22 protein-coding genes and 1 pseudogene are annotated in these 25712 nt (G+C 55.5%); 1 reads left to right on the plus strand and 22 read right to left on the minus strand.

The features are described 5' to 3' along the window. The 20 genes and pseudogenes from HMPREF1986_RS05685 to HMPREF1986_RS05780 form a co-directional block, all read right to left on the minus strand. Nucleotides 1-887, minus strand: a pseudogene (locus tag HMPREF1986_RS05685) (ketopantoate reductase family protein); the annotation flags it as partial. Nucleotides 888-990: 103 nt separating this feature from the next. Beyond that, nucleotides 991-1680, minus strand: a complete 690-nt coding sequence (locus HMPREF1986_RS05690; RefSeq protein ID WP_021773826.1) for a cyclase family protein — start codon at nucleotides 1678-1680, stop codon at nucleotides 991-993. A 273-nt stretch (nucleotides 1681-1953) separates the two neighbouring features. Then, nucleotides 1954-2865, minus strand: a complete 912-nt coding sequence (locus HMPREF1986_RS05695; protein WP_155978780.1) for an AEC family transporter — start codon at nucleotides 2863-2865, stop codon at nucleotides 1954-1956. A gap of 22 nt (nucleotides 2866-2887) precedes the next feature. Then, nucleotides 2888-4174, minus strand: a complete 1287-nt coding sequence (locus HMPREF1986_RS05700) for a TRAP transporter large permease (RefSeq protein WP_021773829.1) — start codon at nucleotides 4172-4174, stop codon at nucleotides 2888-2890. Next, nucleotides 4175-4657 carry a TRAP transporter small permease gene (locus tag HMPREF1986_RS05705; RefSeq protein ID WP_021773830.1) on the minus strand — a complete coding sequence of 161 codons (483 nt, stop codon included), beginning with the start codon at nucleotides 4655-4657 and terminating at the stop codon, nucleotides 4175-4177. It abuts the gene before it with no gap. Nucleotides 4658-4753: 96 nt separating this feature from the next. Then, nucleotides 4754-5815 (minus strand): TRAP transporter substrate-binding protein, encoded by a 1062-nt coding sequence (locus HMPREF1986_RS05710; protein WP_021773831.1) that lies wholly within the window; start codon nucleotides 5813-5815, stop codon nucleotides 4754-4756. Nucleotides 5816-5875: 60 nt separating this feature from the next. After that, nucleotides 5876-6880, minus strand: a complete 1005-nt coding sequence (gene yiaK / locus HMPREF1986_RS05715) for a 3-dehydro-L-gulonate 2-dehydrogenase (protein ID WP_021773832.1) — start codon at nucleotides 6878-6880, stop codon at nucleotides 5876-5878. A 222-nt stretch (nucleotides 6881-7102) separates the two neighbouring features. Continuing rightward, nucleotides 7103-7402 (minus strand): type II toxin-antitoxin system RelB/DinJ family antitoxin, encoded by a 300-nt coding sequence (locus HMPREF1986_RS05720; protein ID WP_021773833.1) that lies wholly within the window; start codon nucleotides 7400-7402, stop codon nucleotides 7103-7105. Nucleotides 7403-7551: 149 nt separating this feature from the next. Next, a complete protein-coding gene (locus HMPREF1986_RS05725; RefSeq protein WP_021773835.1) occupies nucleotides 7552-8544 on the minus strand; it encodes a LacI family DNA-binding transcriptional regulator in 993 nt (330 codons plus the stop codon). Nucleotides 8545-8889: 345 nt separating this feature from the next. Beyond that, nucleotides 8890-10029 carry an acyltransferase family protein gene (locus tag HMPREF1986_RS05730; RefSeq protein ID WP_155978778.1) on the minus strand — a complete coding sequence of 380 codons (1140 nt, stop codon included), beginning with the start codon at nucleotides 10027-10029 and terminating at the stop codon, nucleotides 8890-8892. Nucleotides 10030-10399: 370 nt separating this feature from the next. Further along, entirely contained in the window at nucleotides 10400-11836 is a 1437-nt protein-coding gene (locus HMPREF1986_RS05735; protein WP_021773838.1) for a lipopolysaccharide biosynthesis protein, read from the minus strand. Nucleotides 11837-11842: 6 nt separating this feature from the next. Beyond that, nucleotides 11843-12949, minus strand: coding sequence for a DegT/DnrJ/EryC1/StrS family aminotransferase (locus tag HMPREF1986_RS05740; RefSeq protein WP_021773839.1), 1107 nt, complete (start codon nucleotides 12947-12949; stop codon nucleotides 11843-11845). After that, on the minus strand, nucleotides 12946-13362 hold the full coding sequence (locus HMPREF1986_RS05745) for a sugar 3,4-ketoisomerase (protein WP_021773840.1): 417 nt from the start codon (nucleotides 13360-13362) through the stop codon (nucleotides 12946-12948). The genes HMPREF1986_RS05740 and HMPREF1986_RS05745 overlap by 4 nt, the downstream gene beginning before the upstream one ends. Then, nucleotides 13350-14609 (minus strand): glycosyltransferase family 4 protein, encoded by a 1260-nt coding sequence (locus HMPREF1986_RS05750; RefSeq protein WP_036599490.1) that lies wholly within the window; start codon nucleotides 14607-14609, stop codon nucleotides 13350-13352. The genes HMPREF1986_RS05745 and HMPREF1986_RS05750 overlap by 13 nt, the downstream gene beginning before the upstream one ends. A gap of 60 nt (nucleotides 14610-14669) precedes the next feature. Next, the gene (locus tag HMPREF1986_RS05755) at nucleotides 14670-15560 is read right to left on the minus strand and encodes a hypothetical protein (protein WP_021773842.1); all 891 of its coding nucleotides are present in this window, start codon (nucleotides 15558-15560) and stop codon (nucleotides 14670-14672) included. Next, entirely contained in the window at nucleotides 15547-16644 is a 1098-nt protein-coding gene (locus HMPREF1986_RS05760) for a glycosyltransferase family 4 protein (RefSeq protein ID WP_021773843.1), read from the minus strand. Before HMPREF1986_RS05760 ends, HMPREF1986_RS05755 begins: the two co-directional genes overlap by 14 nt. Beyond that, nucleotides 16641-17990 (minus strand): hypothetical protein, encoded by a 1350-nt coding sequence (locus HMPREF1986_RS05765; protein WP_155978779.1) that lies wholly within the window; start codon nucleotides 17988-17990, stop codon nucleotides 16641-16643. The genes HMPREF1986_RS05760 and HMPREF1986_RS05765 overlap by 4 nt, the downstream gene beginning before the upstream one ends. Nucleotides 17991-18228: 238 nt before the next feature. Beyond that, the gene (locus HMPREF1986_RS05770) at nucleotides 18229-19284 is read right to left on the minus strand and encodes a glycosyltransferase family 4 protein (RefSeq protein ID WP_021773845.1); all 1056 of its coding nucleotides are present in this window, start codon (nucleotides 19282-19284) and stop codon (nucleotides 18229-18231) included. Further along, nucleotides 19281-20273: a glycosyltransferase family 8 protein gene (locus HMPREF1986_RS05775; RefSeq protein WP_196806108.1), complete on the minus strand. Its 993-nt coding sequence runs from the start codon at nucleotides 20271-20273 to the stop codon at nucleotides 19281-19283. Before HMPREF1986_RS05775 ends, HMPREF1986_RS05770 begins: the two co-directional genes overlap by 4 nt. 184 nt (nucleotides 20274-20457) lie before the next feature. Next, nucleotides 20458-21582, minus strand: a complete 1125-nt coding sequence (locus HMPREF1986_RS05780) for a glycosyltransferase (RefSeq protein WP_021773847.1) — start codon at nucleotides 21580-21582, stop codon at nucleotides 20458-20460. A gap of 255 nt (nucleotides 21583-21837) precedes the next feature. Between HMPREF1986_RS05780 and HMPREF1986_RS05785 the strand changes: the two genes are divergently transcribed. Then, nucleotides 21838-22719 carry a glycosyltransferase family 2 protein gene (locus HMPREF1986_RS05785; protein WP_021773849.1) on the plus strand — a complete coding sequence of 294 codons (882 nt, stop codon included), beginning with the start codon at nucleotides 21838-21840 and terminating at the stop codon, nucleotides 22717-22719. A gap of 86 nt (nucleotides 22720-22805) precedes the next feature. On the opposite strand, the gene HMPREF1986_RS05790 is transcribed toward HMPREF1986_RS05785, so the two are convergent. Together HMPREF1986_RS05790 and HMPREF1986_RS05795 are read right to left on the minus strand one after the other, a co-directional pair. Then, the gene (locus tag HMPREF1986_RS05790; protein ID WP_021773850.1) at nucleotides 22806-24110 is read right to left on the minus strand and encodes a hypothetical protein; all 1305 of its coding nucleotides are present in this window, start codon (nucleotides 24108-24110) and stop codon (nucleotides 22806-22808) included. Next, nucleotides 24107-25162 (minus strand): hypothetical protein, encoded by a 1056-nt coding sequence (locus HMPREF1986_RS05795; protein WP_021773851.1) that lies wholly within the window; start codon nucleotides 25160-25162, stop codon nucleotides 24107-24109. The genes HMPREF1986_RS05790 and HMPREF1986_RS05795 overlap by 4 nt, the downstream gene beginning before the upstream one ends. Nucleotides 25163-25712 lie beyond the last annotated feature (550 nt).

The raw sequence follows: 25712 nt of genomic DNA on the forward strand, positions 1-25712 counted from the left end.
TCATGTCCACGACAAAGCGCTGGCACGGGACCTCAATGCCGAGCCTCTGTGCGGCGCGGACGACAGAGCCGCTGATCGTATCTACCTCGGTCCTTCTTCCGTCCCTTAAGTCGGCATAAATCGAGGTGATTCCCTCCGGAGAGCGCAGGGAGGTTCTTCTGACCCTCTCCCGGATCTCTTCCTCCTCCGCGCAAAGGCCCAAAGCGCGGGCCGCCTCCGCCGCCTCATGGATCAAAGCACAACACAAATTCCACGCATACTCATCGGAACTGATATAGCCCATCTTCACCTGCAAAATTCCGGTCACAGCGCTCAGGGAGCTGTTGATAAAGAGCTTATCCCAGATTAACTGCTGAATATTCCCATAGATGTGAACGGAAAAGCCGCAGGCATCGAAGCTCTCCTTCAGTCTCGGAAGGAAGGCCTCCCGATCCTCACAGAGCATGCCGACATTGGTCTTTCCGCTTCCTCCGCGGCGGACATGTCCGAGCCCGAGCACTGCCCCGTTGTCCTCCGTCGTTCCGATGATGATCCGCTCCCTCTTTGCGAACTGCCCGAGGATTTCCTCGTGCCCGGAGCCATTTTGCAGGCTCAGAAGCCGCGTCTCCTTCCCGATCAGCTGCCGATTTCTCCGGAGCGCCTCTTCAGAGGAAAAGGCCTTCACGAAGAGGATCACAAGGTCCATCTCCGGGAGCCCCTCCGCACTCAGAGACGCCCTCGGGCGGTAAAGCCTGCTGCTTCCCTCTTCCTCGATAAGGAAGTCCCTCCGCCCGGATCCTATCCACCAACTCGCTTCGGCTGTCGATGAGCCAGACCTCGTTTCTCTCTGACAGCAGTCCCCCATAGACAGAGCCCATCGCTCCCGCGCCGATCACCGCTATCCGCATGGAAATCTCCCTCCCTGTAAGATCATATATTTCTCCGCCGCATCCCCGGGGCAAACCGCTCTTTTTCCTTTCCTGCGGATCTCTTATGATCTCCTATGATCTCTTATGAAAACTCCGCAAGTCCCTCGATCGCATAGGCATGGACCGGACTGGAGTCCAGTCCCTTGATCGGAAGCGCCGTAAAGGAGAGGAAGAAAACATCCCGTTTTAATTCCTCCAGATTTTTCAGCACCTCGATGAAAATGATGTTCTCCGCGAGCAGGATATCATGGAAGGGCTTCACATCCTCATTGCAGTTCTCTATGGAAACCCCGTCCCCGAAGCCGACCGCCTTTACCTTCCTCTCGCGGAACCACTCCGCCGTCTCCGCATTGACAAAGAGCCTCTTGTCAAGCTCGGTATTGCTGTCCTTTGTGAACGGGTTCAGCTTATAGGAGGAGTCGATGATGGCAATGTCTCCCTCCCGAAGCTTTGCGCCAAAGCGATCGAGATCCGCCGCGCCGATATGTCCGTTCGGCGCGATGCTCTCCCCGAAATCCACATAGACGCCCCGCCCCATAAAGCGGTCCAGCGGGACCTCCGTCACATCCGGCCAGCTCTCGTCGTGATGATACGGGCACTCCGCGTGCGTCCCAAGATGGGACATGATGTCGAGATTCGTGTGAAAATCCGGGATCGGTCCGCCGGTATTGAAGCGGTCCAGCCTGCATCTCCGGCTCTCCGAAGCGGGATCCACGAGCTTGGAAAGATCTACAAGCCGAAGCCCCTTTCCTAAATCATACACTGTCTGCATAGTTTTCTCCTCTCTGCTGCATCATTTCCCCACTGCATTTTCCGAAGGCCGGGCGCCCAAGCGCGGGACGTCTTCTCCTCGTCTGCCCCCTACTTTAGCGTGAGAACTTATCTTCATGATGATGTAAAGCCGTTCGCCGCGGCGGATGGCCTGCGTACAGACCACACGGCGGCACGGCTTTGATTCCGGAATCGGATGCTTTGGGTATTTCCCCTGCCGGGCCGGAAATCCCAGCACGGAAAGCGGCATCCATTCCCTGATCCTCCCCCAAAATCACAGCACGAGAAGCAGTGCGCACACGATGCAGAAGATACTGCACAGCATCGAAATCGAGTTGATCGCGCTGGAGAGCCCCGGGTCCAGCTTGAGCTCCGAGCTGAAGGCCGGCGCTGTGGAGCCGATCGGAGCAAGGGCCAGGATGCACAGGGTCTGCCGTACATCCCGCGCAAAGGGAAGCAGAAAATAAAAGCCGAGCGAAAGAAGCAGCGCCACAGCGTAGCGCACGGCGATCAGACGGATGAGCAGTGCGGTCTTTTCCCCGCCCCCCGAAATGTGAAAGCCCACGCCGATCATCAGCATCGCGAGAAAGGCATTGCCGCTTCCGATCAGCGAGGCGAAGTCACAGAGCGCCGCCGGGACATGGATATGAGAAAGCGAGAGCAGCGTCATCAGAAGGTAGACGTCAAAGGGAAGGGAGCGAAACAATTTCTTCAGAATCTTCTTCGGAGAGAAATGCCCTCCTCCATTTAATACAAGGTCCGCGATACTGTACGAACCGCCCAGGCCGATCACCGCATTTCCCGCGTCAAAAAGGCTTGTGACGATCACGCCCGTCGGGCCGAGAAAGCTCTGCACAAAGGGCAGAGTAAAGTTCCCGATATTGTAGCTTGGCAGGTTCATCACCGCAAAGGCTCTTTTTTCCCGGCTGTTCTTTGCATTGAGAAGAAATGCGAGCAGGATATAGAGCACGCCGCCCAGAAAGCCGAGGAGGCAGAGACTCAGCATCCCGGGATCGATCTCCTTATTGGCAAAGTTCGCAGCGATCGCCGCCGGAAGCGTGATCTTCAGAACGATCTTCGACAGAAGCGGAAAATCCTCCTCACGGAAGAAGCCGATCCTCCGAAGCGCGATTCCCAGCAGTATGATGCCGATAAAGCAAAAAGCCTTTGTCAGCGTCGCCGCAATCCCCATCCTCTATTTCCCCCTCTCAGAAAAGTCCCGGGAAGAGCGCCGACGGGATGGAAAGCCAGATCTCCGGGAAGAGAATCAGGAGCAAAAGCACCGCCAGGGAGGAGAGAAAGTAGGGAAGTGTGCCCCGAAACGCGTCCTCGATCCGGATGCCGCTGATAGAGGACGCGAGCAGAAGGCAGAGCCCGTACGGTGGCGTCACCAGTCCGAGCGCCAGCGTCACAACGATGATGAGACCGAGAATGATCGGACTGATGCCGAGCGCCGTCGCGGACGGAAGGATGATCGGCACGAAGAGGATCATCGCCGGCACCGCGTCCATAAAAGTGCCTATAAAGAGGAAAAAGAGCACAACCACGAGGAGAAAGAGCAGCCTGCCTCCGGCGAGTCCGAGGAAAAAGTTCTGCACCATCACATTCAGCTGATAATAGCTGAGCAGCTCCCCTAAGGCGTTTGCAGTCGCAAGCGCAAAGAGGGAGAGGGAGGACATCTTCATTGTCTCCACGAGGATTCCCGGGAGCTTTTGGAGCCGGATCGTCCGATAGAAAAAGATCCCCACAAGCAGCGCATACATGCAGGCGAACGCCGCGGACTCCGTCGGTGTAAAGAGCCCGGACACGATGCCGCCGATCAGGATGATCGGGGTCAGAAGGGCCGGCATGGAGCGAAACAGGAGCTTTAAGGCGGCGCGGATCGGGACCCTCTCCGACTTCGGAAAGCTCTTCCTCTTCGAATAGAAGCGCACCACCGCCATCATCGCAAGCCCGAGCAGGATGCCCGGGAGGATGCCTGTCATAAAGAGCGCTCCGGTGCTCACATTCGCGATCCCTGCGTAGACAACCATCGTGATGCTCGGCGGGATGATGGAGCCCAGGGTGGAGGAAGCCGCCGTGACGCCGACCGAGGTTCCCTTGTCATAGCCCTGCTTTTCCATCGCGGGGATAAAGATCTTTCCGACGCCGGCGGTGTCCGCCTGGGAAGAGCCGGAGATTCCGGCGAAAATCATGGATACCAGGATATTGGAATAGGCGAGTCCTCCCCGGAAATGTCCGACCAATGCATTGCAGCAGTCGATCAGCTTCTCCGTGATCTCCCCCTCATTCATCAGATTCGCTGCCAGGATGAAAAGAGGCACCGCGAGCAAAGTAAAGCTGTTCAGCCCATTGAACATCTTGGTGAAGACCACCGTATTCGGAATCGCGGGGAGGGAGCAGATCCCCAGAAAGGATACCAGTCCAAGCCCATAGCAGATCGGGACTCCGATCGCGATGCAGACGATAAATATAAGCACCAGAAGGACAGCCATCTACTTCTCTCCTTTCGCGAGCTTTCCGACATTCTCCGCGATCTGCGCTATGGTATAGATCGCCGCACTCAGTCCGGAGAGCGGCAGGCAGAGCCAGGTCGGTCCTCTCTTAAAGGAGGGGATATTGACCCAGGTATAGTTCCAAAACTGCCTTGTGATCCGTATGCCGTAGTAGACCATCCACAGGGAAAAGAGCAATATTATGGCGGAGATTACGATCTCCAGAAGGAGCTTCGCCCGCTCACTTTTCAGCGCTCCGGAGAGAGAGCCGAACGCAAAGTGCCGCTTCTCATAGACCATCGCACCGGCCCCCATAAACACGGCCCAGATAAAGGAGTACATGGAGACATCCTCTGTCCAGGTCGCCGCGATCCCGAGATAGCGGGAAAGCATCTGCACGACCACCGTGAGCAAAAAGAGAAAGAGGAAGGCGGCACCGACTCCGATCTGCACCCTCTCGAGGATCTGAATTGCTTTTTTCATCTCATTCCTCTCATCGAAACAGAAGCGAACAGCTGCGCTTCGAGTCTGCCTAACGGCAGACTTCTATGCACGGAAATGATCCCTTTATGGAGATGCTTACTTTTCCGCCTTTCGGACCATCTCAAGCTCCGCCTTCATATTGTTGTCCTCTGCGAAGCTGTCCTGAATCGGAATCGCGATCGCCCGGAAGGCATCGATATCCATCTCCTCAAAGGGCGTCACCTCCGCGCCGTCCGCGATCACCTTCTCCTTGGACTCCTTGAACATGCGGTAGACTACCTCTCTCTCCTCCTTTGTGCAGGCCTCGACAGCCTCATCGATCCAGCCCTTCTGCTCCTCGCTCAGGCTGTCGTAGAAGTTTCCGTTCATCAGAAGGAGGCGCGTGGTGTAGTCATGATGTGTCTCGCAGATATAATGCCCGTTCTCGGTCTTGTGATGATCCTTCAGCATCAGGGAGGTATAGTCATTTTCCGCAGAATCCACGACGCCCTGCTGAAGCGCCTGGTAGAGCTCTCCCCATGCCACCGAGGTCGGCACGGCCCCGCAGCCCTTCCAGAAATCCTGCTGCACCTTGGAGGACTGGGTCCGAATCGTCATCCCCTTCAGATCCGCGGGGGTCTTGATCGGCTTCTTTCCGTAATAGTCGCGGACGGAGGAGCTCCAGTAGGACAGGATCCTGAAATTGTTTCCGGTCTTCTCCTTCACAACCTCCTTCATCCTCGCGCCGAACTCCCCGTCGAGCGCGGCCTCCCAGTGCTCAAAGCTCTTGAAAAGATAGTTTAAAGAAAAGATGTCCACCTCCGGCACGCCGATCCCGGTCATAAAGCCCGGAGAGACGACGATCATATTCGCAGCCCCCATCTCGAGCTTCTCCACAAGCTCGGACTCATTCTCTCCGAGCGTCCCCTTGTGGACCGTGACCGAAATTTTGCCTCCGGACTTCTCCTCCACCACCTCCTTGAACTTATCCATGCCAAGAGAATACGGATTCTCCTCCGAGGTCTGATTCGAAGCGATGATCAGATTCAGCTTCGCCCCGCTGTCCGCAGAGGATGCCTTATCCGCTGCGCTGCTGCCGCTTCCCCCCGCGCTTCCGCAGGATACGAGGGATGCCGCTGCCAGAATCCCCGCCAGTAGAAGTGCCAATCTCTTTTTCATAGTCCCCCCTTGATCTGTCTTTGCCGTCTCTCACCGGCTGCCATCTGCTTACGTCTTATACTACAGTGCCTTGATCTGCTCCCAGACCTCTTCCAGCACCGGGATTCCGTGCTCGCTGTTCTCCCTCCTCCGGATCCGCTCCCGCTCCCCCGGGTAGAATACCTGCCCGCCCGGCGCAAGAGGCGTCGAGCTCCGAAGATCCTTCACCAACTCCTCCGCGATCTGATCCGTGCTCTTTTCTCCGCAGAGCTTTCGCGGGTCCATCGCGATCAGGATCTGGGACAGGCCGGTCTCTGAGGAGAGCTCTCCGATCTCCCGGACGGAATTTCCGCTACTCATCGCTGTCGCAATGAGATCCAGAAGGATCGAAAGCCCCGATCCCTTCCAGTAGCCGATCGGAAGCACTCTCCAGCTCTTCTCGATCTCCGCCGGGTCTCTTGTGAGATGTCCCTCCTCATCATAGCCGCCCGGGACCGAAAGCATGACTCCCTTCTGCCTCGCCTCCTCCAGCTTCCCATAGGAGAACTGGGAGAGCGCGCAGTCCACGACGATATGCGCCCCGTCACTTTTCGGAAATGCCAGAATCAGCGGATTATTTCCGATCCTTCGCTCTTTTCCGCCCCAGGCGGGCATATTCGGCATCGTATTCGACCAGCAGATCCCGATGTATCCCGCCTCTGCCGCCTGCCAGCCGTAGCTTCCGCCGCGCATCCAGTGATTATTGTTCCTAAGAGCCACCATGCCGATGCCGTATTCTCCCGCGATCTCACAGGCCCTCTCCATCGCAAGCCTTGCATTCAGCGGTCCCAGCCCCCGGTGCCCGTTCCATCTCTCCAGCGCGCCGAAGCGAAGCTCGCAGTCCGCGGATGCCTTCGGATCGATCTCTCCCTGATCCAGATACGAGATGACCCTCGGGAAGCGGTTGACTCCATGACTGTACACCCCGTCCAGGCTGTTCTCCGCAAAAATCTGTGCGGCCCTCCCGGCATTTTCTTCCGAAAAGCCTCTGCCAACAAGAATCCTCTGAAATTCGTCCCTCAGCTCCTGAAAGCGAAGTCTCAGCATCTCTCTCCCCTTTTATCCCGGAATTTATCCCATATTAAAGATTTTCGCAATCGATTGTAACTGCATAATAGCACAATGTAAGCGCTATATCAATCCATTCTTATGGCATCTTCTCACAGACTTTCCATGCTGAATTTGTGCTGATCCTCTAATTTTCTCTAATTCCCCTGCTTCCGCTGTCTCGGTCTGTTTTTTAAATACTATTCGGACTGTAAAATCTGTTTAATATCCTTCTTTCATCAGCTGATCGACGTCATCGGCGCTGAGGCTTTTCCCCGCTTTTGCAGATTCATAGCCCTTGGCAAGCTCCGCGTTCAATTCAGCACGGCTCATACCTCCGATGGCTGTCGGCTTGCCGTAAAAAAGATGTAAATCCAGCGGGAATCCCTTTGTCAGCACGATCTGACTATAAAGCATCTGAATGGCACTGGAAGGAGAAATGCCAAGCTGATGCAGGATGCTCTCTGCATTTTTCTTCAGATTCGTATCAATTCTTGCATAAACTGCGCTTGTGTCTGCCATGGACGGCACCTCCTTTTGATCTTAGTATATCTTTTCCGGCAGCTTTTGCAAGCAATTGCAAACAAATACCAGCATTTAAATTTATCATTTCCGGAAGTATTCCGCGGGAGAAAAGGTCTGTCTCTAATAAAATAAAAGGACGGCGCTGTCTACGTCGTCTCCCGCTCCAGGATCCTGCACGGCAGCAGCCTACGCTGACCCCGGATCCCCTCCTCCATTCCGAGCCTGAGAAGCTCCGCCGCGATCACGCTGGAATCGTACCTCCTGTTGTCCAGCGTTGAGAGCTTCGGATTGCATATCTCCCCATAGATGCTGTTGTCGATCCCCATCAGCGCCAGCTTCTCCGGCAGCTTATAGCCCTTATCCACAGCGGCGCGGACACCGCCCGCTGCGATCAGATCGATGGAATACAGGATCCCATCCGTCTCCGGACGCTCTGTGAGAAGGCGTTCCGTCATCCGGCGCCCTTCCTCCACGGAGCGTTCCCCAACCCGGTAGATGAGCGGCTCCGGATTCAGACCGTATTCCCGGCACTTCCTCCGATACCCCTCAAGCTTCCTCCGATTGGAGGGCGTCTCTTGATCTGTAACAAAGGCAATCCTCTTCCTCCCTCTCCCGTGAAGAAGCTCCATACAGCTCTCCACTCCCTTCTCCTCGTCGATCACGACGCCGGAGACATTCGGAAGCTCCATATAAGCATTGACCAGCACGACCGGAATCCTCGAAAGATAGCTCTCGATTCCCCTTTGGACCGCTTCTCCGCTAAACATGGAGCCGATGAGAGCTACCCCCTCCACACGGCGCTGCTCAACGAGCCGGATACTCTCCAGCTTTTTCTCTTCCTCCGCACCGGCCCCCATGATGATCGAGCAATAGCCCCGCTTTGTCAGCTCCTGCTCGATCACAAAGGCGCTCTCAATATGATGACTGACGCGGATGTCCTCGATCAGTATGCCGACCATCCTCGTGGACTGCTTTACCAGCCCGCGCGCGGCGGCATCCGGGCTGTAATGATACTTTTCCAGCAGAGCCAGGATCCTCCGGCGCGTCTCCTCCTTCACTCCCGGCTTCCCATTTACGACGCGGGAAACCGTACTTGCCGCGACACCGGCCTCCCTCGCAATATCATAAATCGTCATCATCCACACCCCTGCGTCAGAAACTTACAGAGAGGAAAATGCAAACTCTCCGCGCTTTCTCTCCCGTCTGTTCCGATTTACCCTGATCCCTCTGAATGTCGGCCTCCTGCCTTTTCCGCCTCCTGCTCACAGGCTTATTGCCCTGCTTACAGGCTTATTGTCTGCTCACAGACTTATTATCCTGCTTACAGGCCTATTGTTCTTCCCGCTGTCTTCTTTTCAAGCTTGGCTGATTCCCTGGACACCGGCATATCCACTCTTCATCCGGCAGATTTTCTGTCCTTTATCCTCATGTATCATTTTCGAAGGGAAGAAAATCCTGTCTCTCCCAGCCACGGAGACGTTGCATCAGCCGCTCTCCAGATCCAGAAAGCGCCGCTCCCCGAGCTTTTTTCGAAGGGCACGAAAGACCGGCCCCGTGCAGAAGGAAAAGATGAGCTGCATAAAAAATGCCAGAAGGTAGAGCGTCGCCGCGCAGGAAAGCACGTGAAAGAGCAGAAGGGGGAGCGGAAGCGCGGCCGCCTCCCGTATCCTTAGATGGGGAAGGAAGACGGGATGCAGGAGATAGGCGGAAAAGGCAGCCTGAGCAAGGCAGTTGATCGCCGAAACGGTCGGGAGCTTCAGCCCTTTAAAAAGCCGAAAAACGAGGACCGCCTCGGAGATAACCAGCGGATTACAGTATGACCAGGCCGTGCTCTCACGGACCGGAATCCCCCTCCAGCGCTCGAAACAGGCCCAGAGCAGAAGAAGCAGGAGATTTCCAAGGAAAAGCAGCAAAAGCCCTCCCTGCGAAGCCTCCTCCTTCCCCGCTTCCCTCCTGTCCTTCCCCTCTTCCTCATAATCGCGGAGAAAAGCCCCTATGAGATAGAGCAGAGCAAAGTTCACGATCGTATAGCCATGCTGACTTCCGTAAAAGCTGATCGTGCTGAGACCGTTGTAATCCTTTCCCGCGAGATTCTGAAGCAGATCCACCGCGCTCGGATAGAAGGAGAAGAGAAGGAGCAGGAGAATCAGCAGCTTTCTCCTCTGCCTCCAGCTCCCCTCCGCCCTGTCCTTCTCCCGAAGTCCAGAAAGGAGGACATTCAGATAAGGAGAAATGAGATAAAGCCCCGAGTAGATCAGGATAAACCAGTTGCACGGTAAAAGCAACCCCGCGATGTGCCGAAGGCTGAGCTTTTCCCAGCCCATCCCCGCCTGAAGGAGGAGGGAGAGCTCCCCATACAGGATAACCTGGAAGATAAGCTCCAACGGCTTCGTGCAGTCCCTTCTCCCTGAGCGGGACAGGAAATAGCCGGAGATCAGAACAAAGACATTGACCGCGCAGATCGCAGTATTTTGAAGGAGCTGCAGCATGAGCTGATGATATCCGGCGGCATATTTCAGTCCCCCTCCGATCTCCGCATTATTATAATGCAGGATGATAACTCCCATCGCGGCGAGTATCCTGAGCAGCTCTATCCCGGAATTTCGTTCCCTTCGTTCCGCCATTTCTTTTCCCCCTTCGAATACGATCCAATCTCTGTTCTCTTCCTCCTCAGAAAGCACGGCGAAGAGATCTGCCTTTTCCCCTCGGATGTGATCCAATCCCTCTGCACCTTAGCCCTGAAGCGGGCATAATATATCTATCTGCCTTTCTCCCTCAAATTGCAGTCCGATCCCTCTGCGCTCCGTCTCTGAAGCAGGCATAATGCCATCCATCATCCATCTATCCTTTCCTCTTATGATATGCCCCGATCTCCATGCACTGTGCGCCCTGCCGGATGCATTTCTCCTTCTGATGGGCAGAATCACTCCCCTGCGCCATTGACTCTTCCCCTCCCATCGCGCTTCTCTGCCGGATGCGCGGAAAGCCGCGGACTCACTCTTTTTTCCCCGCCTCCTTTTTCATGCCTCTCAGGAGCATCCCGATATCCTCCCTGTATAAAAAGAGGTAGAGCGCTGCACAGAGCACAGCCTCTGCCAGCCCGAGAAAGACATTCCTATGGAAAAATATCCTCCATATGAGGAGCGAAAGCAAAAGAAGCAGGCAGGACAGGAGAAAGCGGGTGCGGATCTTCATGAGCTTCATGCGGATCAGAACCAGGCAGCAGACGAGATCCGAGATGATATAGCCGCAGAGCGTCGCGATCGCCGCCCCCTCGATCCCGATCCGGGGAATCAGGAGAAAGTTCAAAAGGATATTCGCCGCCGCGCCGCCGGACAGAATCAGCATATTCGGCCAGGTCTTCTTCACGACCAGAAACTGATTGGCCGCGACCTGAAACAGCATTTGCAGAAGCGGCGCAAGAAAAAGATAAGGAGCTACGATAAAGCCCTCCACATAGTCCCCGGCAAAGAGAAGCCGGTAGAGAAAATAGCTAAAGGCGGCGATAAAGATCGATGCCGAAAAGGAGATCACCCCCAGGTATTCAAAGACCCTGGAATTGCTCTCCACCTGGTTCTCCTCCTTCATCGTGGAGAAGGCGAAGTACTGCCAGCCCCCGGCGAAGGCCGCATAGATCAGCTGACTGACCTGTCCGAGCTTCGCGCCGATGGAGTAGATTCCGGCGGCCCCCACATTCATGAGATTTGTGATCATCAGCTTGTCGCTGGAATTAAAGACCCAGTAGATCAGAAAATTCGGGAAAAGCGGGATCGCGATCGAAAGAAGAGGTCTTAAAAGGCTTCGGTCAAAAAGGGACAGGCGAAACCATTTCCGGTTCATGATAAAGAACGCGGCCTCGATCGTAAAGCCGGAAAGCGCGATCGCAAGCGGGAGAGCGATAATGTAATACCCCCGGAGCAAAAGCGGAATGGAGATCGAGTAGGAGAGAAGGGGGGTCAGCGTATTCGTGACGACAAAGACCCTCCTTTTGTTCTGCATCCTTGTGGGGGCGGAGATCAGATTGTTTGTCGCCGTGACCAGTGTCGCAGCCGCAGAAATATAGACAAGATAAGCGTATTTCCTGTCACTGAAAAACCATCTCGCGATCAGCCCCCGAAAGAGAATCATCAGGAGAAAAACCAGAAGGGAGGTGCAGAGCGTAAAGGCAAGCGCCGTGGAGCAGATCCTCTTCTTGAAGTCCTCCTCATCCTTCTCGAAATACATCCGATACATCGCATCATACATGCCGAGCACCGCAAGCGCGCTCGCGAAGCTGATCAGGGTATTCGAGAGATCGCTGATCCCATAGTAGGAGGGATCCGGCATCAGCCTCGTGACGATCGGGACCATAATGAGCGGGACTATCTTTCCGATCGTCCCGCCGAGTCCGTATACCAGGAAATTTTCTATGAAAAGCCTGAATTTTTTCATGCGCCCTCACCGAGCGGAGCGGAAGGCATTGAGATTTTGAATCACGTAATCGATCTCCTCCTCGCTCATACCATAGTACATCGGGATGCTGAGCTCTGTCTCGCTGATCTCCTCCGCAATCGGAAGCGCCCCCTTCGGGATGCCGAGACCCTCATAGCAGCGCTGAAGATGCATGGGAATCGGATAATGCTTATTGGTCCCGATCCCCGCCGCATTGAGACTTTGCTCCAGCTCCTCCCTCCTTTTCGAGCGGACGGCGAAGATATGCCAGACCGGAACGGCATTTTCCGAGACATGGGGCAGGATGAACTCCGGATTCTTGATCTCGGTAAGATAGCGCCCGGCCGTCCTCCGACGGTCTTCATTGACCTTCGGAAGAAGGGGGAGCTTCGCATCCAAAAAGGCGGCCTGAAGTTCATCGAGACGGGAATTACAGCCCTTACGGATATGATGATACTTATAATCCGAGCCGTAATTTCCGAGCTCGCGCACCTTCCTCGCGATCTCCGCATCATTTGTCACGACCGCCCCCGCATCCCCGAGCGCACCCAGATTCTTCCCGGGATAGAAGCTAAAGCCCGAGGCGATCCCGAAGGAGCCGACCATCCTCCCCTTATAGAGCGCGCCGTGAGCCTGCGCGCAGTCCTCCACCACATAGAGGCCTCTCCTCTTTGCGATTTCCATGATCTCATCCATCTCGCAGGCCTGTCCGTAGAGATGCACCGGGATCAAAGCGCGGGTCCTTCCCGTAATTTTCTCCTCGATCCTCTCCGGGTCAATGTTAAAGGTCCGGATATCCGGCTCCACAAATACGGGAAGCGCTCCGGTATAGGTCACAGCGAGCGCTGTCGCGATATAGGTATTGGACGGGACAATGACCTCATCCCCCGCGCCGATCCCGAGCGCCTTCAGGATGAGAACGAGCGCGTCCAGTCCGTTTCCGACTCCGACGCAGTATTCCACCCCGCAGTACTTCGCGAAGTCCTCCTCAAACCTCTTGTCCTCCTCGCCCTCGATATACCAGGATCTTTCGTAAACTCTCTCAAAGGCCGCCCGGATCTCGCGGTCGAGCTCCCTCTCGAGGGGTTTAAAGCTGACAAACGGCACTCTCATCTCTTCTCCTCCCCATCTTCTCCCACAAAGCGCAGAAATTCCTCATAGTCTCTGATATAGTCCTCTTCCCTGTAATAATCGGAGGCCAGGACCATCAGGACCGCGTCCTCGGAGAAATCAAACATCTCCCTCCACATATTGTTGGAGACATAGAGACCCTCATACGGCTTTTCCAGAGGAACGATCTTCTTTTCCCGCCCGTTGTCCAGGCGGATCTTGCAGGAGCCGTGGATACAGATGAGGATCTGCTCCAGGGATTTATGCGCATGATATCCCCTCGTCACTCCGGGCGCCGTATCATATATATAATAAACTCTCTTGATCTCAAAGGGAATATCCTTAAATTCCTCCAGCGCGACGAGCTGCCCTCTCTCATCCCCGTGCGGCTGAAAGACATATTTTACGACCTGCATTCTTCTCTCTCCTTCCTCTTTATCGTGAAGCTGTGCCAAAGGTACAGGGCATGCATCGCCGTCCTTGTCAGAGCCCCGCAGCTTCCCCGGTAGGCCCCCGGCATGGCGAAAAGTCTCTCCATCGCATGGTCTATGGAGTAGACCGTGCGATAGAGCTCCAGCGCCTTCTGGCTCTTCTCCCTGTATTCCGCCTCCGGCATCTGATAGACCCTTCGGATGAGCTCCTGAAAGCGGAAGGCCCGGTAGCGCTCCGGCTCGCTCACCTTCTCCGAAAAGCGCCCCTCCACCGGCCCCCCGAGGCAGTTCACTTCCCCGAAGAATCCCGCGGAATAGTTCTCCGTCTGATAGGCAGAGGCATTGATGCAGAGCACGCCCTCCCTCACAAAGTCCAGCATGCTGGTCCCCATCCCGACATAGACATCGCTCTCCCGGATGAGCGGCGTGAGCTCCTCGTAGGGGAGCTCTCCGAGAAGCTCCACCCTTTCCCGGATGTCCTGCGAGAGTTTCTCCCTCTCCTCCCGGAGCCGGGGCAGTCCCGGTCCGTCTCCCGCGATCTTTAACTTCATATCGGGATACACCCGGGCGAGCTCCGAAAAGTCCGACAGAAGGCCGAGCACATAGCCCTTGAAGGGAAAATCCATCCGGCAGAGGCTGCTGATGACAAAGCACCCCTCCCGTCTCTTCCGCTCTCTCCCTTCCTCTACCCCCTCCGTCCTAAGACCGAGCTCTATGATCGGAATCCTCTCCCTCGAAAGCCCATAGGTATTCGCCGCGATGTCCCGCATGATCTCGTCCATGACGGCGAAGGAGCCGCTTAAGCTGAGCTTTCGGAGGAAGCCCCTCGTCAGCCTGACATTGAGAGAGAGTCTCGGAGACACATCGCCCCAGAACAATGCATAAAAGACCGAGCGCACAGAGCGAAGACCGAGAGAGCGAAGGAGATCCGCGCTGAGATAGAGATTCTCAAAACTGAGCTGTAAATTCAGGATCTCTGCATCCTCCGTGAGATAGTCCTTAAGCCTCTGCTCCGCCCGAATCCCAAGGACGGTATAGCGAAAGCGCACGATCTCCACCCCGGCCTCCCGGAACATCCTCCCCGCGTTTTCCGATACCGAAGAGCCCTCGGAGACAAGGGCAATCGTCCTCCCTCCCCTCTCCGAAAGCCAGCGCACCATCCGGTAGAAATAGGTCGTCCCTCCTCCCATCTCCACCCGATCAAAGCAGCAGAGCATGATCTTCCTTCCCATCCTCACTCCTCTCTTCCTCTGATAAACTTCAATGCCGGCGCCCGCTCGCAGCACCCGGTCTCATGGCTGCCGCCGAGCCGCCTGAAGCGGAGCCTCTTTCCCCGTAAAGCGGAAGCTCTGCTCCGGCTCTCTGACTCTCCCCCAGTCGTCCATCTCCCCGATCCTCGAAAGCTCGGGATCTCCTCTCAGAAACTGAACTCCCCTCCCGTTTGGAAGCCTCAGAGAGACCCAGAGATAATGGTTTTTGTACTGGAAGCGAAGATTCCGATAGAAAAGCTCCCAGTCCGCGGGGCTTAGGCTCCCAAGCTCCTCCTCCGTGAGTTCCCGGATCAGATAGGGATAGGCCCGAAATTTCCCGGGCTGCGAAATCCTCGCAGGACTGTAGCTCCCCATATCCTGATCGGCCCGCTTAAGGAGCGGCAGAAAGCGGGTGGGCGGAAGCTCCGCCCCGGCCTTCACCCAAAAGCCGAACCAATACTCCTGATATTTCGACCGGTCCACCGAAAAATCCGGATAATCCGGCATGGCCATAAGTCCCGGCTCCGTCCCGGCCGTCCCCCCCGCCGTACCATAAACCGTCACAAGACCGGGCACCGTCGCGCCTCCGTCTGTGAAGCGGTACTCCCCGTCCGGAAGATCTGCCCGAACGGAAAGCGGAATCGTGAGATCCTGCTCCCCGTTTTTTCCAAAGAGGAGGATCGTCCCGTCCCCCTCTACCTGCATATGGAGATCCCCAAAGGAGCGGGACTGCGTATCGACGATGAAGAGATTCTCTGAGGACGCCCACGGATCCGAGAGGAAATACTGGCTCAGGGCTCTCTGGGAAAGGAGCTTCTCATAATGCGGAAAGCGATACTCCGGGAGAAGCATTCGGTCAAGCCTCTCCCCGAAAAAGAGAGCCAGGATCAGAAGCACAGCGGGAAGAAAAAAGATCAGCTCACGCTTCTTCATACTTCCCTCCGATCAGCTCCAGAAATTCCTCCGCCGCCTTCTTCCACGAAAAATCCTCTCCCCTCCTCCTGCTTTTCTCCTCCATCTCCTTTCGAAAGGAGGGATCCCCGGAGAGCCTTCGGAGGATCTCTCGTAAAGCTCCCGCATCTCCCGTCGGAAACAGGAGCTCCGGAATTCCCACGACCTCCGAAAGAGAGGAATTGTCCGCCGCCACGACTGTCGCGCCGCTCTTCATGGCCTCCACCGCGGGCGTGCCGAAGCCCTCGTAGAGAGAGGGCATCACAAGGCAGAGACTCTTCGCCAGGAGGAGCTGCTTCCTCTCATTTGAGACAAAGCCGGGATAGAGGATATCCGGGTCCGCCTCGATCCGACGCAGAGTCTCCTCATAGTTCCAGCCGCATTTTCCGCAGACGACAAGCTTCAGTCCGCCTTCCTTCAGCCCCTGAAAGGCATCGATCAGGATATCGAGATTCTTTCTCGGCTCCAAAATCCCAATAAAAAGGATGTATTTCTTTTCGAAAAGCCCCTCCGGGAGCTGTTCTTTGGGGAGGAGGTGCGTCGTCGCGGAGGGATAGATCACCCGAATTTCTTTCCCACTGCACTCTCTCTTATAGTATGAGAGCAAGGTTTTCATCGTATAACGGGAGACCGTGACGATCCGGTCCGCCTCCCGAAGAGAGCTTCCGCCGAAAAGCCGCAACATAAAAAGAAGCTTTCGATCCATGAGCTTCGGATAGACCCGGTAGGTGAGATCATGCACCGTGAGAATCCTCCGGCATCCCTTCGGAAGTCCCAGAGGCATAAACTGCTGCGTCCCCCAGAAGGCATCCAGAACAATTCCCTCCTTCCGGAGAAAGCGGGGGAGAAGGAACTCAAAATACAAGGTATTCGGCAGAAAGCGAAAACCCTTATAGCGAATCTTACGGGCTCTCGGATGCTCCGGAAAACAGATCTCCCCGTCCGATATGAGATAGAGCTCGAGCTCCCGGGAAAGCTCTAAAAGCTCCGAGAGCATCGCATCCAGGTAGGTCCCGATCCCGGACTTCTTTTCCATCAGAGGACGCGCGTCGACCCCCAGCCTCATGCTCTCTCCTCCCTCCTGGACAGTACAAGAAAGCTTATCATAAGCGCATAATTCTCCGCGTTATAGAGCATCCCCCAGAAATGTCCGTTAAAGATCCCGATGATGCACCAGAGCAGAATCATCAGAAAATATGCGCTTCCATAATGCCGGAAAAGCTTCGCCGCCCTCCCATAAAAGAGCATTAGAAGCCAGGACAGAGTCCCCAGAATTCCCATGCCAGAAAGGATGCTGGAGAAGGAGCCGTGCGAGGAGGTCGTCCCGATCCCGATCCCGAAAAAAGGACGGAAGCGAAGGAGCGCCAGCGTGGAAAAACTGCTGATCAGCCGCACCCGGCTCGACTGGTAGGGGATATCTCTGACCCTCTCCACATCGATGAAGAGGAGCCCCCAGTCGTCAAAGACCGCCTTCATTCTCTTTCCGAAATAGCTGCTGTCCAGGATCCCGCTCCGATAAATGATGTAGAGGATGGAAAAGGCCAGAAGACACCACAAAAAGATCTGAAATATCTTCTCTCCCCGGATATTTTTCCGGTAGCGGCTGATGAAAAAAATCGCGAGAAAGGCCAGAGCAAAAACCACGGAGGAAAAAGACATGCTGAGAATCATGAAAAAGAAAGCCTGAATAGTCCAATGAAACGACATTTTTCCGAGCTGGTAATTCGCCAGGAAGAGGATGGCGATCAAAAATAAAGCATAGGAAAAATGGGATGGCTCCGTCATAAGTCCACAGAGTCGGTATAATATACCTCTTTGCTCAAGTTCGCGAAAAACCGCATCATTACGCCCAAAAACCAGATTGTTTATCGCAAAAAGGATGTTGGATCGCGCGAGATTTTTGACAAAAAATTCGATCCAGCCATAGACGATTATGACTCTACAAACAGAGGACAGCTTCTCCAGAAGTTTTTCATAGTCTTCCCTCCGAAAAGACAGATATATGGAGAACAGAATAAGGAGAAAGATACCATACTGTATAAACGTTTTCGCGACGAAACCATTGAGCGCCGGAAGCTGTAAACTATCTACTTCACCAAGCCAGAAATCATCGATCAGCATATCTCCGGTGACGATATACTTTTGCAAAGGCCACAACTTCAAAGCGACCATTCCCGTCAGCGTGGTGGCTATGGTCAGCAGAAGCTTTATCGCATCTTTCCCTCCGATCCTCCCGGCATTTTTCACAATCAGGATCAGCGCATAGAAAATACAGAAAAATTCCACCACAAAAGTATACTTAATCCTACCATCTCCTGCGCCATATACGGATCCCACTTCGATATTCATATATACAAAAATGAAGAGAGCCAAAAGCTTGATATAGCTTTCCTTCAGTCCCCTTGTTCTCAAAATGATATATCCTATGATCCCCAACAACAGCGGTAGAAATGGATGCATGTCTCCTCCATTGATTCTTGTAGTCTGTGTTTTCCGTACCAAAGATCCGCCTTCGCACCCCACCTGCATAGCCACAGTGGATAGAATATAGGGCGAAATTCCAGGAAGATGCAGATAAAAGCAGGAAATCGGGAACAGCAGGGCGGCGAAAAATCATCCTAATTCAACCTTCGCACTATGTATGACCCGACTATTGCAGGGAGAGAAGCTCCTCCGCTATCCTCCTCGCATCCCTCTTCCAGGAGTACTTCCGGAGCGTCTCCTCCCGAAGCTCCGCGGGCTTTTCCTCCTTCAGAAGCTCCGATAAGACATAGTCCGTCCGGAGGGGATCGATGTAGATCGCCGATTCCCCGTAGACCTCCCTCATACACGGCGTATCCGAGAGGATGATCCTCGCTCCGCAGCTCATTGCCTCCAGCGGCGTGAGGCCGAAGCCCTCATAGAAGGTCGGAAAGAGGAAGGCCGTGCACTTTTGCATCAGCGCCTTCACCTCCCCGTCGGAGAGATAGCCCGTGAAAATCACATTTTCCGGAATCTCTCCCATCTTCTCCTCGGAAAAGGGGCGGAGCTTCATCCCGGAGATCACAAAGCGCGCGCTCGGATTCCTGCCTGCCTCCCGGATGATCCAGCGGTAATTCTTGTTCGGAGAGAGACTGGACAGGGTGAAATACCACTCCTCCCCAAGGGGCGGGAGCTTCCGGAAGATGCCTTCGTCCGCCTCGATCCTCTCCATATGCTCCGCGGAGGAGGGAACGACCGTAATTTTCTCCTCCGCCACGCCGCTGTAACGGGATATCTCCCCCCGGGAAAACTGCGATACGGTGAAAATTTTTCGATAGCGCTTCGCATGCTTCCATAGAAGAAGCTGGTTCTGGAGGAGAAAACGCCTGGAATAGAATTCCGGGTGCGCCTTCGTCGCGGCGTCATGGAGCACGATCGCCGATCGCTCCGGATAGAGAAAGGGGACCGCGGTGCAGAGGCAGAGGCAGACCGCCCTATGCTTTTTGCAGTAGCGGAAAAGGTCCCACTGCTGCCAGAAAAGCCTCCTGTTTTTTCCAAAGCGGACAACCCGGAGACTCCGGTACTCCGGAAGCTTCTTCAGATCCTTCGGTACGAGGAGCACAAAATCCGAGGAGGAAAGCTCTCCCTCCGTGATAAGCTCATCGAGCTTCTCTATGACCTCATAGGCATAGCGCTGTACGCCGGTGATGTTGTGGTCGTAAAAATCTCCGTTGATGACAATCATGCTCTCCTCTTTCCATGCTGCCGGTTGTTCCTCCTTCGGAAAAGCCGAAGGAGCGGGAGCTTCAAAAAGGGAAGAGGAAGGGCAAAGAGCAGGGCTACAAGCCGCTGCTTTTTGTTTCGATTGTCCCTTCCGAAATACTCCCCGCCGTTTCTCCTGTAATATCTCAGAAACTCCTCCCGGTAGGGGTGACGGCAGTTTTGGTACCATGGCCTCGCATAGGCGAAGCCCCCCGCAAAGTGGACGATCAAAGGATCCTTCTTTGCCTCCTCATACTCCCTCTCCGAATAGGGAAGCCTCCCGTCCCGATAGCGCTCATAGTCCCGAAAGGAAAAGGCGAGGGGCTGGGAGAGGAGGTTTGTGCGGAAGGGAAGAGGGAGGATATGCCCCTGCATCGAAACATTGAGGGCATCCTGATCCGGATACTTATAGCGCTTCGCAGGACCCTCCATGAGGGCGCCGAGCCGCTCGCTGAGCTTCTCCCTGCGGCAGGCCGAGAGTTCATAGAGGATCACGCCGGAGTTGATATAACAGCAGCCGCCGGAGAGCCCGAGAGAGCGGAGATAATTTTCGTCCATGCATTCACAGACGCCTCCGGCCCACATCCCCTTCATATCCATGGAAAAAAGGGGAGAAAGGTCTCCCCGCACCATCGTATCGCAGTCCAGATAGAGCACCCGCTCCAGACTCTCCGGCAGAATCTTCTCGATCCGGAGCCTTGCGACGGCGGCTCTCGGCCAGTCCTTTGTGAGATGAAAGGCATCCCCCCGAAAGCTCTCCTCCGTGAGAGGATAGAAGCAAAGCTCCTGATGAAAACGCTCCGCAAGCCCTGAAAGCTTTTCCTTTCCTCTCTCCGAGATTTCGTCTGAGAGAATATGCAGCCTCACCGGGTTTTCCGTATTTTCTGTAAAAAGACTCTCCGCGGACGCAAGAAGAACCGGGAGAAATCTCTCGTCACTCGCATAGACCGCCTCTATCCGTCTTTCTTCCATAGCGTCCCTCTTCCCTGCCCTCCAGGCAGCCTCTGTCTCCGCCGCTCCATGAGCGGCAGCTTGATCCTTTCCGCTCCCTGGCAGGCGTGGATCCCTCTCCCTCTCAGGCCCTTCCTCGATCATCTCAAAGGCTCTCGGGATATTCCTTCACAGTGCAAGCCTGAAGCGCAGCATCCTTCCTCCCTCAAAGCTCCGTAAGCAGTGCTCTGATCTTCTCCGCAAAGCTTCGGTAGAGGAAACGCTCCGTCACGCGCACCCTCGCATTCTCCCCGAGCTCCTCCTTTAGCTTCGGATCCTCCGCAAGCGTCTTCAGAGCCTCCGCATAGGCCGCGATGTCCCGGTTCGGGACCTCCAGCCCGCAGAGCTTGTCCGGGCAGACATAGTTCACGCCGGAGCCCTCGATCGTAAAGGTGACAGCAGGATGACCAAAGTACATCCCCTCCGCGAGAGAAAGCCCGAAGGCCTCATTTTTCGTGACGGAAGGAAAACAATAGATATCGCAGGCCAGGAGGTTCTCCCGGAGCTCTTCATCGGGGACCGCCCCGAGGAAGCGGATCTTTTCGTCTCCCTCCGCCTCCTTTTTCAATTCCTCCGTGAGCGGTCCCTTTCCCGCGATCCGGAGCAAAAAGCGATCGTCGAGAAGGCGGAAGGCCCGGATCAGATACTCATAGCCCTTATAGGGGACGTGCCGCCCCACGGCGAGACAGAGAATCTTCCCCGTATTTTTCTTCCGAATCTCCGCCGCCTTTTCCCTCTCGCCCTCGCTCATGCGGAGCCGCTCCTCGTTGATGCAGCTCTCGATCACCGTGCACTTCTCCCGGAAGGCGCGGAGCCAGGCGCTCCCCTCGATATAATTCGGGCTCGTGGCGATTACCCGATCCGCCCTCTCGAGAAGTCTCCGATTCTGCCCGGAGAAAAAGCGGCGGAGGAGCTTTTGCTTTGTGATATCAAGATGCCAATAGACGAGAAGCTTCGTCTCCGGGGGAAGCTCCCGGAGGAGATAATGTGCGACAAAGGGATTCGGATAGTGAAAGAGCACGACATCCGGTCGGAACTCCCGCATCAGACTCCGCAATTTCCTCCCATAGCTCAGAGAGAGCGCCTGGGAAGCGACGAGAAGCTGCTGTCCGCAGCGGATGACCTCGACGGAATCGATACTATCCACAGAATCCCCGGAATGCGGGCGGTGATCGAAGCAGATCAGCTTCTGCTCCGCGACTCCCCGAAGAGAAAGAACCAGATCGCGCGCCGTCTGCTCGATCCCCCCGATAAAAGGCATATAATATTTTGAAATATGGAGGATCTTCATGCTCTTCTTCCCTGTCCCTGCCGCCTTTTCTGCCTACTGCCCGCTTAAACGCAAAATGCTTCCGCTCTGACTTCCGCAGGCTTCTCAAAAATGCAAAGCACCGCTCTATGCCTATGACATGATACCATATTCCCGAAAAAAATCACAGTTCTATCTCAAAGCGCGGTATAATGTTCCTGCCAAGGTCCGCTGCGCCTGCGCTTCCTCGCTTGCAGAAGCCCCGAAAAAACGTCTCCCGAAAGAAAGGTCCTCCCCATGAGCGAATCCCCCCTCATCTCCGTCGTAATTCCAGTCTACAATGCAGCCCGCTTCCTCCGGGAGTCTCTGTCCTCCGTGCTTATGCAGAGCTTTTCCGACTGGGAAATTCTCGCCGTGGACGATGCCTCGACGGACTCATCTCCGGAGATACTCAAGAGCTTTCAAAAGGAATCCTCCCTCCCCGGGGAGCGCTTCCGCATCCTCCGAAACGAAAAAAACCGCGGTGTGGCCTTCAGCCGAAACCGCGGTGTGAGAGAGGCGCGGGGAGAGTGGATCGCCTTTTTGGATGCCGATGACCTCTGGGAGGCGAGAAAGCTGGAGCGACAGCTTTCTCTTCTTACGTGCTCCCAAAGCGAAAGCAGCGTTCCCTCCCCTTCCCCGTTTCCCGCTTCCGCTTCTTCTCTCTCCTCTCCCCTCCTCTTCACCGCTTCCGGCTTTTTGAAAGAGAACGGGGAGCGTATCCCCTATATCCTGGAGGTCCCGGAAAGGATCCGGCGTGAGGAGCTTCTGAAGCAAAATCTGATCTCCTGCTCCTCCGTCCTATGCAAAAGGGACTGGCTGCTCCGCTTTCCCATGCCGGAGCAGACGGGAATCCACGAGGATTTTGCGGTCTGGCTGCAAATCCTCTCGGAAACTCCCTTCGCACTCGGTCTCAACGAGCCTCTCCTTCTCTACCGGGTCTCCTCTTCCTCAAAATCCGGAAATAAACTCCGCGCGGCGAAAATGAACTGGAGGACCTATCGTTACCTGGGTCTATCCCCGCTTCGCTCTCTCCTCCTGATGGCGCATTACAGCTTCCGAAACCTGAAGAAATGGAGGACTATTCGCCGCGCCGGGAAAAAGGCAGGCCTCTCCGCCGCTGAGAACAGCCCCGCATAAGCCCGCCTGCTCGGATACCTACTCTGACTTCCGGCTGATATTCAACTTTTTCTTCTCCCTGACGCAGTCTAGCGGATAGAGATTGATCAGGGTCTGATACGGTATTCCTGTTTCTGCCGCCTCTTCCCCGCACAGATTTCCAGCTCCACGAGGAATTCCGAGAAAGCCGGTCCGATCAGAAGGAGCAATGTGTTGTACTCGATGAGGTAGATCTTGTCCTCCAGCAGTCCGTGAAAGGAGAGAAGAGCGAAAAAGTAAAGCGCAAGCCTCCATCTCCTTCGGCAGCAGTACCGCATCGCGAGAAAGAGAAGGAAAAGCGAGAGAAGGGTAAAGAGAAGCCCGTAGCGCTGCAAAACGGAGAGGTAGACATTGTCCACATAATCATACTGCCCCGGGACCGCTGTGCCGTTTAAGTCCGTCCCTGCCCCGACCCAGCTGATCCTCCGGGAGAAAAGGCCGAAGCCATAGCGAAAGAGAGAGAGCTGCGAATATTCGATCCGGCGGTTTAAGAGGCTGTTCAGCCTGCCGAGCCAGCCTCCCGCCCCGGGGCGATAGAAAAAGGCCGCGGCGAGGCTTAAGAGGAAGCAGAGTGGATAGGAGAGGAGGCTGAGACGATCCAAAACGGAGAGCAGCTTCTCCGTCTTCTTTGAAAGTCTTGTGCTCAGATAGAGAAAAAGGAGGAGGAAGAGAAGACTCATGCCTCGGGAGAGATCCCCGATGCACCAGCGATGAACCGTCAGATTAAAGAAGAGGAGAAGAGAGAGAAGCAGCCTTCCCCATCCTCCCAGAGGCTGAGCCGGACCGGACTCTCCGGCCTTCCCGGCAGGCACTGCCGTCCCTCCCGCTTCTTCCTGCGGAGAAAGGAGCAAAAGCGAAAGCATCGTGATCGTGAGAAGGTAGGCCGGGAGTACAAGAGGATAGGAAAATCCCATACTGTGCCGAAGGATGCCGTCCTTCTCCCCGATCTGATAGAGGATGATCCCGAAGAAGGAGAGAAGGACGACAGAGAATGCTCCCGCAGAGAGGAGGAGCGCCGCGATCCGGAAGAGACGGCGGATATCCTGCTTTCTTGCCCCGTAGATCAAAAGGAAGCCGTGGATCAGGGCACGCTGGTCATTTCGAATCGAAAGATAGGAGGAAAAAAGGATCAATGCCCAGGACAAAAGATCCGAGAGTCGGTACTCCCGGAGAAAGAGAAAGCGAAGCGCCTCGGAAAGAAGAAGGAGAAAGAGCGGGAGCAGGAAGAGAATCCGGTAGGCGGGACCGTCTAGAAGGAGCTTCTTCACAAAAGAGCTGGAAAACATCAGAAAAAGCAAGGAGAAAGAAAAGCCCAAACGATAGAGCAGTCCCGCTGCTTCCTCCAAATTGCACCTTTTCATGATTGGCTTCATCGCGTTTCCTCCCTCTTCCCCTCGTCTTCTCTCAGCCCTTTCTCATTCTCCTTCCTGCCTCTCTCCGCTTCCTCTCCCGGGGTCAGAAAGCGCTCCGGATGCTCTTCGAGAAATCTTCTCATCCCCTCCGTCTGCTTTCCGAAGGAGAAATGACCGACAACGGTATTTTCAGAGACGAGAATCGCGCGGGAATGCGTCATGCAAAAGCTGCAGAGCCGATCCTCGTCCAGGCCCATGCAGCTTCCGCCCCGGACTGGAAATCTCCCCATCTCCTCCCAGAGACTCCTTCTGAAAAGGATGAAGCCAATACTAAAGCGCACCGGACAGGCCTCGTAGCGAAGTCCCTCTCCGGAAAAGCGCCGGTTCAGCGCATCGAGCGGCGGGACCTCCCCGCCCTCTCCCCAGAAGAAGCGGGCCGCAGCGGGATCTGACTCGATCCGGTATTCCCTCCCGGCCGCGGTGAGCGGCCGCTCGAATTTCTCCTCATAGCGTTCAAGAAGCGAAAGCTCCGTGAGCAGCCTCCGATAGCCGTAGCCGTTGACCGGGATCAGCGGAGCCGTAAAGCCGGGACGATAGGGCCCCTCCTCCTCCACTCTCCGGTAGAGAGAGAGGAGCGCCTCGAAGCAGCCTTTCGTCACAAAGATATCCTCATCCATCTTGAAGATGAATTCCGCCTCCGGATGAAGTTCAATCGCCATATTCTGTGCCAGCGTCACGCAGTTTCTCTTCGTCGAAAGATAGGAGCAGCCCCAGTCCTCGGAAAGCTCCGAGAGCTCCGGATCGAATCGACCGGAAGACAGAAGACATAGATCCATCGGGAAATCGGGGAGAAAGCTCTTGAGCCTGGGAAAGACCAACCGGTACAGCCAGGGCTTATAGCCGGCGATCACAAGGAGAAGGATCCTCTCCCCCCTTTGACGGTTCAGAAAGCGATGCGGGCCGGAGCTCAGCCTCCTTCTCCGCTCTCTCCGAATCCCCTCCTTCAAAAGCCGATAGCCCTTCCCCGTCAACGCCGAAGTCCTGGCCCATTCCCGAAGCTCTGAAAATCCCATGAACCCTCCCGGAACATAGTCCCAAATACCCTCAGAAGACAACTACACCGCGGCCCCGCCGCCCTGACGATCGGCCGATCTATAAGCAGGCCGTCTTTTGCCCCGGCGACTGGCAGCGATAAAGAGAAATCCCCCGCGCAGCTCCTGCCCGGAAGCCGTCTCCCGCCGCCCTGACGATCGGCCGAATCATGAACAGGCCGTCTTTTGCTCCGGTGACTGGCAGCGATAAAGAGAAATCTCCCGCGCAGCTCCCGGCCGAAAATCTCCTCCCGCCCTGACGATCGGCCGATCCATAAGCAGGCCGTCTGCCGCCCCGGCGACTCGGCTTCGCCCGGGTGGCTTCAGCCGATCTCCCTTCGGGAGACACTTCTCTACGAGAAGTGGTCAAGAACGCTCCGAGTCTGCCTGATGGCAGACTTCTGCGCTTTTGCGCCGCTGGCCGCGGCAGTCGGAGCGAGAGCGTCCTGTGTTGGATCGACCGATCGTCAGATACGGCGCCAAAACCCCACTTCTCTCCGAGAAGTGGTCAACGACGCTCCGAGTCTGCCTG

The organism is Oribacterium sp. oral taxon 078 str. F0263 (genome assembly GCF_000469565.1).
Classification (GTDB): Bacteria; Bacillota; Clostridia; order Lachnospirales; family Lachnospiraceae; genus Oribacterium.

Excerpts from the sequence above, each read along its gene's own strand:
- HMPREF1986_RS05690 (WP_021773826.1), bottom strand. The coding sequence starts at position 1,680 with ATGCAGACAGTGTATGATTTAGGAAAGGGGCTTCGGCTTGTAGATCTT.
- HMPREF1986_RS05700 (WP_021773829.1), bottom strand. The coding sequence starts at position 4,174 with ATGGCTGTCCTTCTGGTGCTTATATTTATCGTCTGCATCGCGATCGGA.
- HMPREF1986_RS05705 (WP_021773830.1), bottom strand. The coding sequence starts at position 4,657 with ATGAAAAAAGCAATTCAGATCCTCGAGAGGGTGCAGATCGGAGTCGGT.
- HMPREF1986_RS05710 (WP_021773831.1), bottom strand. The coding sequence starts at position 5,815 with ATGAAAAAGAGATTGGCACTTCTACTGGCGGGGATTCTGGCAGCGGCA.
- yiaK (WP_021773832.1), bottom strand. The coding sequence starts at position 6,880 with ATGCTGAGACTTCGCTTTCAGGAGCTGAGGGACGAATTTCAGAGGATT.
- HMPREF1986_RS05720 (WP_021773833.1), bottom strand. The coding sequence starts at position 7,402 with ATGGCAGACACAAGCGCAGTTTATGCAAGAATTGATACGAATCTGAAG.
- HMPREF1986_RS05725 (WP_021773835.1), bottom strand. The coding sequence starts at position 8,544 with ATGATGACGATTTATGATATTGCGAGGGAGGCCGGTGTCGCGGCAAGT.
- HMPREF1986_RS05730 (WP_155978778.1), bottom strand. The coding sequence starts at position 10,029 with ATGGCGGAACGAAGGGAACGAAATTCCGGGATAGAGCTGCTCAGGATA.
- HMPREF1986_RS05735 (WP_021773838.1), bottom strand. The coding sequence starts at position 11,836 with ATGAAAAAATTCAGGCTTTTCATAGAAAATTTCCTGGTATACGGACTC.
- HMPREF1986_RS05740 (WP_021773839.1), bottom strand. The coding sequence starts at position 12,949 with ATGAGAGTGCCGTTTGTCAGCTTTAAACCCCTCGAGAGGGAGCTCGAC.
- HMPREF1986_RS05745 (WP_021773840.1), bottom strand. The coding sequence starts at position 13,362 with ATGCAGGTCGTAAAATATGTCTTTCAGCCGCACGGGGATGAGAGAGGG.
- HMPREF1986_RS05750 (WP_036599490.1), bottom strand. The coding sequence starts at position 14,609 with ATGGGAAGGAAGATCATGCTCTGCTGCTTTGATCGGGTGGAGATGGGA.
- HMPREF1986_RS05755 (WP_021773842.1), bottom strand. The coding sequence starts at position 15,560 with ATGAAGAAGCGTGAGCTGATCTTTTTTCTTCCCGCTGTGCTTCTGATC.
- HMPREF1986_RS05760 (WP_021773843.1), bottom strand. The coding sequence starts at position 16,644 with ATGAGGCTGGGGGTCGACGCGCGTCCTCTGATGGAAAAGAAGTCCGGG.
- HMPREF1986_RS05770 (WP_021773845.1), bottom strand. The coding sequence starts at position 19,284 with ATGATTGTCATCAACGGAGATTTTTACGACCACAACATCACCGGCGTA.
- HMPREF1986_RS05775 (WP_196806108.1), bottom strand. The coding sequence starts at position 20,273 with ATGGAAGAAAGACGGATAGAGGCGGTCTATGCGAGTGACGAGAGATTT.
- HMPREF1986_RS05780 (WP_021773847.1), bottom strand. The coding sequence starts at position 21,582 with ATGAAGATCCTCCATATTTCAAAATATTATATGCCTTTTATCGGGGGG.
- HMPREF1986_RS05785 (WP_021773849.1), top strand. The coding sequence starts at position 21,838 with ATGAGCGAATCCCCCCTCATCTCCGTCGTAATTCCAGTCTACAATGCA.
- HMPREF1986_RS05790 (WP_021773850.1), bottom strand. The coding sequence starts at position 24,110 with ATGAAGCCAATCATGAAAAGGTGCAATTTGGAGGAAGCAGCGGGACTG.
- HMPREF1986_RS05795 (WP_021773851.1), bottom strand. The coding sequence starts at position 25,162 with ATGGGATTTTCAGAGCTTCGGGAATGGGCCAGGACTTCGGCGTTGACG.